Annotated in this window: 11 protein-coding genes and 1 tRNA gene; 5 read left to right on the plus strand and 7 right to left on the minus strand. The window is 63.3% G+C overall.

The features are described from left to right. Positions 1 to 96 precede the first annotated feature (96 nt). On the minus strand, positions 97 to 369 hold the full coding sequence (locus AC2FNY_RS14480) for an NfeD family protein (protein WP_234136238.1): 273 nt from the start codon (positions 367 to 369) through the stop codon (positions 97 to 99). Further along, on the minus strand, positions 366 to 1,259 hold the full coding sequence (locus AC2FNY_RS14485) for an SPFH domain-containing protein (RefSeq protein WP_234172568.1): 894 nt from the start codon (positions 1,257 to 1,259) through the stop codon (positions 366 to 368). The genes AC2FNY_RS14480 and AC2FNY_RS14485 overlap by 4 nt, the downstream gene beginning before the upstream one ends. A gap of 175 nt (positions 1,260 to 1,434) precedes the next feature. Here AC2FNY_RS14485 and tgt point away from each other — a divergent pair, with 175 nt between their 5' ends. The 5 genes from tgt to AC2FNY_RS14510 all read left to right on the plus strand — a co-directional run bounded on the left by tgt (position 1,435) and on the right by AC2FNY_RS14510 (position 7,331). Beyond that, positions 1,435 to 2,565 carry a tRNA guanosine(34) transglycosylase Tgt gene (gene tgt, locus AC2FNY_RS14490; protein ID WP_234215938.1) on the plus strand — a complete coding sequence of 377 codons (1,131 nt, stop codon included), beginning with the start codon at positions 1,435 to 1,437 and terminating at the stop codon, positions 2,563 to 2,565. Between the two features lie 275 nt (positions 2,566 to 2,840). Further along, complete coding sequence (locus AC2FNY_RS14495) at positions 2,841 to 3,917, plus strand: alkene reductase (protein WP_496802889.1); 1,077 nt, start codon at positions 2,841 to 2,843, stop codon at positions 3,915 to 3,917. A gap of 258 nt (positions 3,918 to 4,175) precedes the next feature. After that, on the plus strand, positions 4,176 to 6,587 hold the full coding sequence (gene lon, locus AC2FNY_RS14500) for an endopeptidase La (RefSeq protein WP_234166201.1): 2,412 nt from the start codon (positions 4,176 to 4,178) through the stop codon (positions 6,585 to 6,587). 146 nt (positions 6,588 to 6,733) lie between these two features. Further along, positions 6,734 to 7,237, plus strand: coding sequence for an HU family DNA-binding protein (locus tag AC2FNY_RS14505; RefSeq protein ID WP_496802890.1), 504 nt, complete (start codon positions 6,734 to 6,736; stop codon positions 7,235 to 7,237). A gap of 19 nt (positions 7,238 to 7,256) precedes the next feature. Then, positions 7,257 to 7,331 (plus strand) — tRNA-Val (locus AC2FNY_RS14510). A gap of 83 nt (positions 7,332 to 7,414) precedes the next feature. Here AC2FNY_RS14510 and AC2FNY_RS14515 read toward each other — a convergent pair. The 5 genes from AC2FNY_RS14515 to AC2FNY_RS14535 form a co-directional block, all read right to left on the minus strand. Then, complete coding sequence (locus tag AC2FNY_RS14515; RefSeq protein WP_496802891.1) at positions 7,415 to 8,134, minus strand: porin; 720 nt, start codon at positions 8,132 to 8,134, stop codon at positions 7,415 to 7,417. 176 nt (positions 8,135 to 8,310) lie between these two features. Then, positions 8,311 to 9,456 (minus strand): iron-containing alcohol dehydrogenase, encoded by a 1,146-nt coding sequence (locus AC2FNY_RS14520; RefSeq protein WP_234162363.1) that lies wholly within the window; start codon positions 9,454 to 9,456, stop codon positions 8,311 to 8,313. 5 nt (positions 9,457 to 9,461) lie between these two features. After that, a complete protein-coding gene (locus tag AC2FNY_RS14525) occupies positions 9,462 to 10,838 on the minus strand; it encodes an aldehyde dehydrogenase family protein (protein WP_496802892.1) in 1,377 nt (458 codons plus the stop codon). A 103-nt stretch (positions 10,839 to 10,941) separates the two neighbouring features. Next, on the minus strand, positions 10,942 to 12,297 hold the full coding sequence (locus AC2FNY_RS14530; protein ID WP_496802893.1) for a glutamine synthetase family protein: 1,356 nt from the start codon (positions 12,295 to 12,297) through the stop codon (positions 10,942 to 10,944). Between the two features lie 97 nt (positions 12,298 to 12,394). Continuing rightward, complete coding sequence (locus AC2FNY_RS14535) at positions 12,395 to 13,429, minus strand: TRAP transporter substrate-binding protein (RefSeq protein WP_234136248.1); 1,035 nt, start codon at positions 13,427 to 13,429, stop codon at positions 12,395 to 12,397. Between the last annotated feature and the right edge of the window lie 10 nt (positions 13,430 to 13,439).

Genomic DNA, 13,439 nt, shown 5'->3' on the forward strand with positions numbered 1-13,439 from the left:
GGGGCGTCCAGAGGCAGGACACCCCTTGTTGCTGGGCGGGGGACGGAAAAATTGAATTTTTCCGGCCTGTTTTCCGTGCCGGAAAACAGATCCGCCTCAGCCGTTGATGTCATCCTTGAAGGTTTTCACCTGGCCTGAGGGCAGGGAAAACCTGTGCCTGAGCAGCAGCCATGCGGCCAGCGACAGCGCGGCGAAGATCAACAACAATAGTGGCAGCGACGGCGTCACAATAAGCAGCAGCAGCCCGGTCACTGCCGCGCCGATGGCAAAGCCCAGAAAGATGAAACCTGGCAGCAGCATCTCGACGACGCCCAGAACCAGCGCAGCGGCAAGCCAGAGCCACCAGACGGACCAGAGCGCGTCAATCATCCCTTGCCCCCTTTCAGCAGCTTGAAGGCGTCGCCAAAGGCTTCGAGCGCATTTGCGGGCAAAACGATGGTCTGTTTGCCGGCACCATTCCCAAGCGCGTTCAGCGCCTCGACCTGTTTCAGCGCCACCTGGTATTGCGCGGCCTCCAGTCCGTGCGCCGCGATGGCGCGCGCCACGACTTCGGTTGCATAGGCCTCGGCCTCGGCCTCGATGCGGCGGGCCTTGGCGGTCTGTTCGGCGGCATAAAGCTCGGCGTCGGCGTTAAGCTCGACCGCGCGCTTGGCGCCTTCGGCCTTGGTCACCTGGGCGCGGCGTTCGCGTTCGGCGTTGAGCTGCTGCAGCATGGCGTCGCGGGTGGCCTGATCCAGGTTCACATCCAGGATCTCGGCCCGCGTGACCTCGATCCCCCAGTCGTCCACCGCGTCCTCGACCGAGGCCTTTATGGTGGAGATCAGCTGCGCCCGGTTCGATTGCACCTCGTCCAGGTCCATCTTGCCGATCTCGGCCCGCACGATCCCGGCCACGGTGGTGGAGATCGCGCCGTCCACGTCTCGGATGCGATAGACGGTCTTTTCCGGCTCGGTGATCCGGTAGAACACCGATGTGTCGACCTGCACCAGCACGTTGTCCTTGGTGATCGCGTCCTGGCTGGCGGTGGGGAGCTGGCGTTCGAGGATCGAGATCTTGTGGCGGACAACATCGAGGAAGGGCACGATGAAGTTGATGCCCGGCCCCAGCACCGCATGCAGCCGTCCAAAGCGTTCGACCACGTATTTCTCGGATTGCGGCACGATGCGGATGCCCTTGAGAATGACGACGACGATAAAGATCGCGGCGGCGAGAAAGACGATGTTCTGGCTGAGAAGCCCGATGATCTGGTCCTCGGTCATGCTGTTTCCCTGAATATTGTGTGCTATGGTATACATATGGGGCGGGTGTTGCCGCCATTCAATACAGGTATGGGCTGTATCGTCTGCGCTGCAAAGGGGAAAGCGGGCGGGCCGCTTGCATTGCGGGCGTGCTTGGGGCAAAGCCTGCGCGGTTGACCCGAGCCGCGAGGATGAGATGAGCGAGCGTTTCTCTTTTGACCTGCATGCCACCGACGGCAAGGCCCGTACCGGCGTGATCCAGACGCCGCGGGGCGAGGTGCGCACGCCGGCCTTCATGCCGGTGGGGACGGCGGCGACGGTCAAGGCGATGATGCCCGAAAGCGTGCGCGCGACCGGGGCCGATATCCTGTTGGGCAATACCTATCACCTGATGCTGCGGCCCACGGCCGAGCGGATCGACCGGCTGGGGGGGCTGCACAGGTTCATGAACTGGGAGCGGCCGATCCTGACCGACAGCGGCGGGTTCCAGGTCATGTCGCTGGCGGGGCTCAGAAAGCTGACTGAGAAAGGCGTGACGTTCAAATCCCATATCGACGGGTCCAAGCACGAGCTGACCCCGGAACGGTCGATGGAGATCCAGCGGCTTTTGGGCAGCGACATCGTGATGTGTTTCGACGAATGCCCGGCGTTGCCGGCCGACCGCGACAGGATCGCCGAGTCGATGCGGCTTTCGATGCGGTGGGCCGAACGTTCGCGTACGGCGTTTGGTGACCGGCCGGGGCATGCGCTCTTTGGCATCATGCAGGGTGGGCTGGAGCAGGATCTGCGCGAGGAGAGCGCCGAGTCGCTCAAGGCCATAGGGTTCGAGGGCTATGCGGTGGGCGGCCTCGCTGTGGGCGAGGGGCAGGCGGCGATGTTCGGTTGCCTCGACTACGCGCCCGGTTTCCTGCCCGAGGACAAGCCGCGTTACCTGATGGGGGTGGGCAAACCCGACGATATCGTCGGCGCCGTCAAGCGCGGCATCGACATGATGGATTGCGTATTGCCTTCGCGCTCGGGTCGTACCGGGCAGGTGTTCACCCGCCACGGTGTTCTCAATATCAAGAACGCCCGCCATATGGACGACCCGCGCCCGCTGGACGAGGCCTGCACCTGTCCGGCCTGCCGCAACTATAGCCGCGCCTATCTGCATCACGTGTTCCGCAGTCAGGAAATCATCAGCTCGATGCTGCTGACCTGGCACAACCTGCACTATTATCAGGAAATCATGGCAGGGATGCGCGACGCCATCGCGGCGGGCACCTTTGCCGCCTGGGAGGCGGATTTCCACGCTGGCCGGGCGCAGGGGGATATCGAACCGCTGTGACCGCGGGCGGGTGGGTCCGATGCCATGCCTTGATGGCATGGCAGAGTTGTGAAGAAAACGTTATCCGGCATTCTGCCGATAGGGCGGGAAGATGTTCCTGCCCTTTGCGGCTTGGAACAAAGGCGCGGCGCTGACCGCAATGGGCAGATGTTCTTCTCTTTCGTCCGGATCTGCCTGAACTGTCTGCCCTTGCGGATCGGCGCCGAGGGCATAGCTGGGGCTGCACCGGCTGCGCTGGCCATCGCCGCCACCGGACGAGCACAGGAGAACCCACGATGACCGAGACACTCTTTACCCCCCATAAGGCCGGCAATATCGCGTTGAAGAACCGCATCGTGATGGCACCGCTGACGCGGAACCGGGCCGATGACACAACTGGTGTCGTGTTCGACCGGCACGCGGAATACTACGCCCAGCGCGCCAGTGCCGGGCTGCTGATCACCGAGGGCGCGCAGATCAGCGCCGAGGGCAAGGGCTATATCCAGACGCCGGGCATCCATACGCCCGAACAGGTGGCCGCCTGGCGCAAGGTGACCGATGCGGTCCACGCAAGGGGCGGTAAGATCGTGATCCAGCTCTGGCATGTTGGGCGGATCTCTCACACATCGCTGTTGCCGGGTGGTCAGGCGCCGGTTTCGGCCTCGGCGATTGCGGCCAAGGCCAAGACCTTTACCCATGCCGGGTTCGAAAACACGTCGGAGCCGCGCGCGCTGGAGACGGATGAGATTGCCCGTGTCGTGGCCGACTATGCTCACGCCACCCGGTGCGCGCGCGAGGCCGGGTTCGACGGTGTCGAGATCCATGCCGCCAACGGCTATCTCGTCGAGCAGTTCCTCAAGGATGGCAGCAACCGGCGGCAGGATGCCTATGGCGGGTCGGTCGAGAACCGTGCCCGGTTCCTGTTCGAAGTCGTCGATGCCGTCGTGGGTGCCTGGGATGCGGGCCATGTCGGCATCCGCCTGTCGCCCTTCTCGGATGTGAACGGCATCTCGGACAGCGACCCGATCGCCACCTATACGCCGGTGATCGAACGGCTGGATACCTATGGTCTGGCCTATCTGCACATGGTCGAGGGCCAGACCGGCGGCGCGCGTGAGGGCGCGTTCGACGACCTGCGCCAGCACTGGACCGGCACCTATATGGGCAACAATGGCTATGACCGGGCCAGCGCGCTGGAGCGCGTCGAAATGGGCGCGGTGGATCTGGTCGCCTTTGGCCGGCCGTACATTGCCAATCCCGACCTGGTCGAGCGGTTGACCGTCGACGCGCCGCTGAATGCAGGCGATACCGCCACCTATTACGGCGGCGGCGACGAGGGTTATACCGACTATCCGGTGTTGCAGACGGCCTGATAGCCCCCGGGGCGGCGATACGGGGCCTCTGCGCGCTGGCGTAGATCGCCACGCCCGCCGTCCCGCAGAATTCCGCCACAGTGGCGGTTTTGCGCCCTTGCGGTCCAAAGTCAGTCGCGTCATTGTGCGCGAAACCAATTGACAGGTCTGGTTGAAACGGACGGGGACTCATCCCACCTTATCAACCAGAGACAGGAGATGGCCGGGGGTCGCCTAGAACAGGGGCCAGTGCCATCTTGCCAATGATAAGGATAGAGCATGCAAGAGCCTCTGAACGCCTCTTACCCCGTCCTGCCACTGCGCGACATCGTGGTGTTCCCGCACATGATCGTGCCGCTTTTCGTCGGCCGCGAGAAATCGGTGCGGGCGCTGGAAGAGGTGATGCAGGAAGACAAGCAGATCCTGCTGTCCAGCCAGGTCGACCCCGGTATCGACGATCCCGACAGCGACGGCATCTACCGCACCGGCGTGTTGGCCAATGTGCTGCAGCTGCTGAAGCTGCCCGATGGCACTGTCAAGGTGCTGGTCGAGGGGCAGGCACGGGTCAAGATCACCGGATTTTTGGAGAACGACGTCTTTTTTGAAGCGCGCGCCGAATATCTGACCGAGATCCCCGGCGACGTGACCACCACCCAAGCGCTGATCCGCACCGTGGGCGACGAATTCGAACGCTATGCCAAGGTGCGCAAGAACATTCCCGAAGAGGCGTTGGCCGCTGTCGGCGAAACCACCGAACCGGCCAAGCTGGCCGATCTGGTTGCCGGGCATTTGGGCATCGAAGTGGGCCAGAAACAGGATCTGCTGGAAACGCTCAGCGTCAGCGAGCGGCTGGAAAAGGTCTATGGCCTGATGCAGGGCGAGCTGAGCGTTCTGCAGGTCGAGAAGAAGATCAAGACCCGGGTCAAATCCCAGATGGAGAAGACCCAGCGCGAGTATTACCTCAACGAACAGATGAAGGCGATTCAGCGCGAGCTGGGCGACGGCGAAGAAGGTGCCGGCGAGATTGCCGAGCTGGAAGAGAAGATCGCCGCCACCAAACTGTCGAAAGAGGCGCGCGAAAAGGCCGAGGCCGAGCTGAAGAAGCTCAAGAACATGTCGCCCATGTCGGCCGAGGCCACGGTCGTGCGCAACTATCTCGACTGGCTGCTGTCGATCCCGTGGGGCGTCAAATCCCGCGTGAAAAAGGATCTGGGCCGCGCCGAGGGCGTGCTGGATGCCGATCACTATGGGCTGGAGAAGGTCAAGGAGCGCATCGTCGAGTATCTGGCGGTGCAGCAGCGCTCGGCCAAGTTGAAGGGGCCGATCCTGTGCCTTGTCGGCCCTCCGGGTGTGGGCAAGACCTCGCTGGGCAAATCGGTCGCCCGGGCAACGGGGCGCGAGTTCATCCGCATCTCGCTGGGGGGCGTACGTGACGAAAGCGAGATCCGCGGCCACCGCCGGACCTATATCGGCTCGATGCCGGGCAAGATCATCCAGGCGCTAAAAAAGGCGAAAACCACCAATCCGCTTATCCTGCTCGACGAGATCGACAAGATGGGTCAGGATTTCCGGGGCGACCCGGCGAGCGCGATGCTCGAGGTGCTGGATCCGGAACAGAACAACACCTTCATGGATCACTATCTCGAGGTGGAATACGACCTCTCGAACGTGATGTTCCTGACCACGTCCAACAGCTACAACATGCCCGGGCCGCTGCTGGACCGGATGGAGATCATTCCGCTGGCGGGCTATACCGAGGATGAAAAGCGCGAGATCGCCAAGCGCCATCTGCTGCCCAAGCAGACCAAGAACCACGGTCTGCGGGCCAAGGAGTTCGATCTGTCCGACGCGGCGCTGACCGACATCATCCGCTATTACACCCGCGAGGCGGGCGTGCGGAATCTGGAACGCGAAGTGGCCAAGATCTGCCGTAAGGCGCTGACGAAGATCCTCAAGAAAGACACTGAAAAGGTCTCGGTAACACCCGAGAATCTGGAAGATTTCCTGGGTGTGCGCCGGTTCAGGTTCGGTCTGGCCGAGAAGGACGATCAGGTCGGTGTCGTCACCGGTCTGGCCTGGACCAGCGTTGGCGGCGACCTGTTGTCGATCGAGGCGCTGCGCCTGCCCGGCAAGGGCCGGATGAAGACCACCGGCAAGCTGGGCGAGGTGATGAAGGAGTCGATCGACGCGGCGGCGTCCTATGTACGCTCGATCGCGCCTTCCATCGGGGTGAAACCGCCGCGGCTGGACCGCTGGGATATCCACGTACACGTCCCCGAGGGTGCGACACCCAAGGATGGCCCCAGCGCCGGTATCGCCATGGTCACTTCGATCGTGTCGGTGCTGACCCAGACGCCTGTCCGCAAGGACATCGCCATGACCGGCGAGGTCACGCTACGCGGCAATGTGCTGGCCATCGGCGGGCTGAAGGAGAAGCTGCTCGCCGCCCTGCGCGGCGGCGTCAAGACCGTGCTGATCCCTGCCGAGAACGAAAAGGACCTGCGCGAGATACCCGACAACGTGAAGGAGGGGCTGACGATCATCCCCGTCGCTCATGTGTCCGAGGTGCTGAAACACGCGCTTGTTCGCCAACCCGAAGCGATTGAATGGGACGAGGCCGCCGAGGAAGAGGCCGCCGCCGCCAAATCGGCGCTTCCGGGTGGCGAAGGCGCCTCGGCCACGGCGCACTGAACGAGTTTGCACTTGCTGACAAGGGCGGGCCTTTTGGCCCGCCCTTGTTGTATCCGGACACCTGATTTCAACTATTTTGTGAGTGAATGTAGCCAGATCGGAAACAAATAGCTAAGGTTCCGAAAACAAAACAACGGGGCACCAGAATGGTAAAACGCAGTACACGGACCACCACCACCGCACGCAAGACCACCACGCGCCGCAGCACACGCTCCACCTCCAGCACCGCCACCGCAAAGGAAAAGACCGCCGTTGTCGAAGCGGAGCCGGTAGACCCGGAGATCGAATCTGTCGAAGCCGCCGAAGCGCTCGATACGCCGTTGCCCCGTGTGGTGCGCGCCGACGAAGCCGAGGATCAGGACAACGGAAACGAGTTGCGCAAGCGCGAGCTGATCGATCTGGTTGTCGCCCGGTCCGACGTGAAGAAGAAATATGTCAAGCCCGCCGTCGAGGCGATGCTGGCGATCATGGGCGAGGCGATTTCGGAAGAACGCGATCTGAACCTCCAGCCGCTTGGCAAGCTCAAGGTGAACCGCTCGACCGACAAGGGCAACGGGCAGGTGATCATCTGCAAATTGCGCCGCAGCACCCAGGCAGAGGAAGAAGTGGAAAAACTTGATGCGGACCCTCTTGCAGAGGTCGCCGAGTAACGCTAAAAGCCTGCCTCACGGGTGATTAGCTCAGTGGTAGAGCGCTTCGTTCACATCGAAGATGTCAGGAGTTCAAATCTCTTATCACCCACCAGATTTCAAAACCGCCGAACCTCAGGTTCGGCGGTTTCTTGTTTTAGATCAGGTATTTATGATCCATAGCTGATGCTGACGAGGTCAAAGCCCAGGAAGGCGATCCAGCAGGGCACGGCGACCGAATGTCGTGCCGGGACGGTCGCCAAGGTCAAACCGCAGGCCGACCCCGACAAAGGCGTCGTTGTTGCTGAAATTGGCCACCCGGGCATTGCCGGTTCCGATTTCGCCATAGAGATTGACGCCGCTGCCCAACCCGTAATCGGCGCCGATGGCCATGCGGGTCATGTTGGCGCCGGTCTTGTTGTCCATGAAATCGACGCTGGCGTTCAGGCTCAGCGGGCCGTTGCCCACATCGCTGCTGATCTTGCCGCCCAGCAGGGTCGCGTTGCTCCCCTGCACGCGGCCACGAGAGAAATAACCCTCCAGCCGAATGGCCGAGAAGTCGTAGGCGGCTTCGAGGCCGTAGAAGTTGCGGTCGATGCCGCCACCATCCTCGGTACCCCAGAACCCGCCGACCGCGCCGCCATAGCCGAACTTGTAGATACCATGCAGCGTGGCGCTGCGGCCGCTGCCGCCAACCTGATCGAACTTGTAATACCCAACATCAAGCTGGGTTGCGACAGAACTGCCAAGGCCAAGCTCGAAAGAGCCTTGCAGCGCCTGGCGCGCGCCCTTGGATTTGTTGGTGAACTGATAGTGGTTGATGTCGACATTGGCGCCGACAAGACCGATACTCTGTGCCGAAAGGCTGGCGGGGGTCATGCCGACCGCCAATATCGCCGCTGCCACGCGGAGTTTCATGCTGCTGCTCCTTTGCCTGATGCGCTGGGATGCGCGGGCGCTTTGCGCGCTCTCAGGCGCGATCATATACATCGCACCGAATCAGGTAAAGGTGTTTGATTCTGCGAGCGGAATCCAGTTGGCGCCGCTGCCGGTGCCGCCGGGCAGGGGCCTCGCACCCCCGCCCGGCGAAACTATCAGAACAACGATTCCAAAAGCGGGCGCGTGTTCTCTGCCGTCATCACGACGGGGTTGCCACCGGTCGAGGGGTCGTTCAGTGCGTCACGCACCAGCACGTCGATATCGGGATTGGTGACGCCCAGATCGGTGAGCGTCTTGGGGATGCCGAGCGACGTATTCAGATCATCGACATAGGCTGCAAACCCGTCGAACCCGCCCGCGATGCCCAGATAGGCGGCGGCTTGCGCCAGCACGCCCTCGGCCGCGGGGCGGTTGAATTGCAGCACGGCAGGCATGCAGACCGCGTTGGTGGTGCCGTGATGGGTGTGGTGATGCGCGCCGATAGGGTGCGACAGCGCATGGATGGCGCCCAGCCCCTTTTGGAAGGCTGTGGCGCCCATGGCGGCGGCCGACATCATATGCGCGCGCGCCTCAAGGTCCGACCCGTCGGCATAGGCGCGGGGCAGGTATTCCTTGACCAGCCGCATGCCTTCCAGTGCGATGCCCTGGCTCATCGGGTGGTAATGGGGCGAGCAGTAGGCTTCGACACAATGGGCAAAGGCATCGAGGCCGGTGCCTGCGGTGATGAATTTCGGCATGCCCACGGTCAGTTCCGGGTCGCAGATCACCACCTTGGGCAGCATCAGCGGGTGGAAGATGATCTTTTTCTCGTGGGTTTCCGAATTGGTGATCACGCCCGCACGACCGACCTCGGAGCCGGTGCCGGCAGTCGTCGGCACCGCCACAATGGGGTGAATGCCCGCCGGATCGGCGCGCGTCCACCAGTCGCCGATATCCTCGAAATCCCAGAGCGGACGGGTCTGGCCCGCCATGAAGGCCAGCGTCTTGCCAAGGTCCAGTCCCGAGCCGCCGCCAAAGGCGATCACCCCGTCATAGCCGCCCTCGCGATAGACTTTCAGCCCGGCCTCGACATTGCGCTCGGTCGGGTTGGGGTCCACCTCGGAAAACATCGCCCGGCCCAGGCCCGCGGCCTCCATCAGGTCCAGCGTGCGGGTGGTGATCTCCATCGCCGCCAGCCCCTTGTCGGTGACCAGCAGCGGCTTGGTGATGCCGGCGGCCTTGCAGGCCTCGGCGATCTCGGCGATCCGCCCCGCGCCAAAGCGGATGGCGGTGGGATAGGACCAGTTTCCAACAAGTTTCATGGGCCTCAAGCCTTTTTCAGATGATAGGATTTGGGACGGGTCAGGGCGTGGAAGCCCAGCACGGACAGACCCGCGCCGCGGCCGGTATCCTTGCAGCCGGTCCAGCAGAGCGCGGGGTCAAGGTAATCGCAGCGGTTCATGAACACGGTGCCGGTTTCCAGCCGCCTGCCGATCTCGTCGGCACGGGCGGTGTCCCGGGTCCAGATCGAGGCGGTCAGCCCGAACTGGCAATCGTTCATCAGCGCAATCGCCTCTTCGTCATCGGCGACCGGCATGATGCCCACGACGGGCCCGAAGGTCTCTTCGCGCATGATCTCCATGTCATGAGTGACATTGGTTAGGATCTGCGGTGTCAGATAGGCGCCGCCGTCATCCTGCGGGAACCGCTCGATATGGGCGGTCGCACCCTTGGCAATGGCGTCCTCGATCTGGTCGCGTGCCACCTGGGCAAAGCGCACATTGGCCATTGGCCCGATCGTGGTCTCGGGGTCCAGCGGATTGCCCAGTTTGTAGCCGTTCACCAGCGCCACAGCCTTGTCGACAAAGGCGTTGAACAGGCTGGCATGCACATAGATCCGCTCGATCCCGCAACAGCACTGGCCCGAGTTGAACATGGCCCCGTCGATCAGCGTCTCGACGGCGGCGTCCAGATCGGCATCGGCGCGGACATAGCCCGGATCCTTGCCGCCCAACTCGGTCGAGACGGGGATGAAGGTGCCGGCGGCGGCGCGTTCCATCGCCTGACCACCCCGGACCGAGCCGGTGAAGTTGACGAAGTTCACCTTGCGGCGGGAAATCAGCTCGGCGGTGGTGTCATGGTCCAGCACGATGTTCTGGAACACGTCCTCGGGGATGCCCGCGGCATGAAACGCCTCGGCCATCCGCTCGCCCACCTGCAAGGTCTGGGCGGCATGTTTCAGGATCACCGTATTGCCCGCCATCAGCGCGGGCGCCACCGTGTTGATCGCGGTCATATAGGGATAGTTCCAGGGCGCCACCACCAGCACCACGCCAAAGGGCTCGCGCTCGATCTTGCGCAGAAAGGCGTCGCTGTCCTCGATCACCAGCGGTGCCAGCGCGCTTTCGGCGATCCCGGCCATATAGGTGGCGCGTTCGTTGAAACCGCCGAACTCGCCGCCATAGCGGACGGGGCGGCCCATCTGATGGGCCAGTTCCACCGCCATGCGGTCGGTGGTCTTGCCCACCTCGGCCACCGCCGCCAGCACCAGCGCCACGCGCTCGGCCAGGGGGCGCGCGGCCCAGGCGGCTTGCGCGGCACGGGCGCGGTCGGCAGCACCCATGGCCGCCTCGCGCGTGGCCGTGGGCCGCTCCAGATATACCGATCCGTCGATCGGCGAGATGCATTTGACTGTCTGAGCCATCACGATCCTCTTGGCGCCCTCGCGCCCTTCCTCTTGCCCGAAATATCCCGGGGGTGAATGCCGCGCCAGCGGCAGAGGGGGCTGGCCCCCTCCTTGCCCGGCCTTAAGCCTTTTCGAAACCGCGCGCGATTTCCCAATCGGTCACCACGCGGTCGAATTCTTCCTGCTCCCACTGGGCGCAGCGGGTGTAATGGTCGATCACCCAATCCCCCATCGCCGCCCGCAGCATGGCCGATCCGTCCAGGGTCGCGACCGCGTCGCGCAGGCTGCGCGGGATCTCGCCCGCCTCGGCATTGTCATAGACATCGCCGCTGGTGGGGGGCGCCAGCTCCAGTTTCTCCTCGATCCCCTGGAGGCCTGCCGCCAGCAGCGCCGCCTGCGCCAGATAGGGGTTCAGGTCCGAGCCGCCGATGCGGCATTCCATCCGCACGCCCTTGGTGCCTTCGCCGCACATGCGGAACCCGGCGGTGCGGTTGTCCACCGACCAAACGGTCTTGGTGGGCGCAAAGGTGCCCTTCATGAAGCGTTTGTAGCTGTTCACGTAAGGCGCCAGGAAGAACGTGTAATCGGGCGCATAGCGGATCATCCCGGCGCAGAACTGGCGGCCCAATTCGCTCAGCCCGTGGGCTGCATCCTTGTCGTAGAAGGCGGGTTCCGACCCGCGCCACAGCGACAGGTGCACATGGCTGGCGCTGCCGACCCGGTCGTGATGCCATTTCGGCAGAAAGCTGGCGGCATGGCCGTGCTGATGGGCGATCTCCTTGGTGGCATGTTTGGCGATCGTGTGGTGATCGGCACAGGCCAGCGCGTCGGCATAGCGGATGTTCAGCTCTTCCTGGCCCGCCTCGGCCTCGCCCTTGGTGTTCTCGACCGGGATGCCTGCGGCAAAGAGATGGTTGCGCAGCGGGCGCATGACATGCTCTTCCTTGCTGGTCTGCAGGATATGGTAATCCTCGTTATAGCCCGAGATCGGAGTCAGGTTGCGATAGCCGGTCTTGCGGATCTCGTCGAACGTGCCCTCGAACAGAAAGAATTCCAGCTCGGTCGCCATCATCGGTGTCAGCCCCAGCGCCTCGGCGCGGGCGATTTGCGCCTTCAGGACCTGGCGCGGCGAATGCGGCACCGGTTCATGGCTGTGATGATCCAGCACATCGCACAGCACCATCACCGTGCCTTCGAGCCAGGGCAGGGGGCGCAGCGTGCTCAGGTCGGGCTTCATCACGTAATCACCATAACCGGCCTGCCACGAGGTGGCGCGATAGCCGTCCGGCGTGGCCATCTCCAGATCGGTGGCCAGCAGGTAGTTGCAGCAATGGGTTTCCTCATAGGCGCTGTCGAGGAAGTTCTGCGCATGGAACCGCTTGCCCATCAGGCGGCCCTGCATGTCGACCAGGCAGACCAGAACCGTGTCGACGGTGCCCGCGGCAACCTGGGCTTTCAGCGTTTCGAATGTGAGCATGTCACGACCTTTGGATTGGGTGGGGTCAAGAATTTTCGTCGAAAATTCTGTCGCGGGGACCGGCCCGCCGCAAGGGGCGGCGGGCCGGGTCTGTGATTTAGCCGTAGCGATAGGGCCGTCCGGCCTTGGCCATGTCGGCGTTATACTTCTTGAAGATCTCGACCACCTTGGCCTTGGTCTCGGATTCCGCCGCGATCTCGTCCCAGAACTTGACCGCCGCTTCTTCGACCTGCGCCCATTCCGCATCGGGGATCGAGGTCAGCTGCATCTTGGTGCCATTGACACGCAGGCTGGCTTCGCCGCCCCAGTACCACCACTGGCGATAGTAATGCGACTGGTCGCAGCAGACCCGGAACAGGGTTTGCAGGTCTTCGGGCAGCTCGTTCCAGCGGTCCATATTGGCAAAGAAGGAGCCCGCCCAGGCGCCCGAGATGTTGTTGGTCAGGAAGTAGTTGGTCACATCGGCCCAGCCGACGGTGTAATCCTCGGTGATACCCGACCAGGCGATGCCATCAAGCTCGCCGGTCTGTACCGCGACCTCGATATCTTCCCACGGCAGGGTGACCGGCACCACGCCGAACTGGCTCAGGAAGCGGCCCGCGGTGGGGAAGGTGAAGACCCGCTTGCCGTTCAGGTCGGCCAGGCTGTTGATCGGGTCCTTGGTGGCGAAATGGCAGGGGTCCCAGGCGCCCGCGCTGATATGCTTGACGCCGACCTTGGAATACTCCGCGTCCCAGATCTCGTTCAGCCCGTACTGGTTGAACAGCACCGGCACGTCCAGCGAGTAGCGCGAGGCGAAGGGGAAATAGCCGCCGAACACGGTGACCTCGGTGGGCGAGGCCATCGAGTCGTCATCGGACTGCACCGCGTCGATGGTGCCGCGCTGCATGGCGCGGAACAGCTCGCCCGTCGGGACCAGCTGATCGGCATAGAACAGCTCGATCTGCATGCGGTCGCCGGCGATCTTGTTGAACATGGCAATCGCCGGGTCGATCACATGGGCGGCCAGTGCCGGACCCGCATAGGTCTGCATGCGCCATTTGATCGTCGATTGCGCCAGCGCCGGGGTGGCCAGCGGCGCGGCCGCCGCGCCAACGGCGGCGGTGGTGATAAACTTGCGTCTTGTGGTCATCGGTTCTCTC

This window comes from Ruegeria sp. BHSC223 (assembly GCF_059613025.1).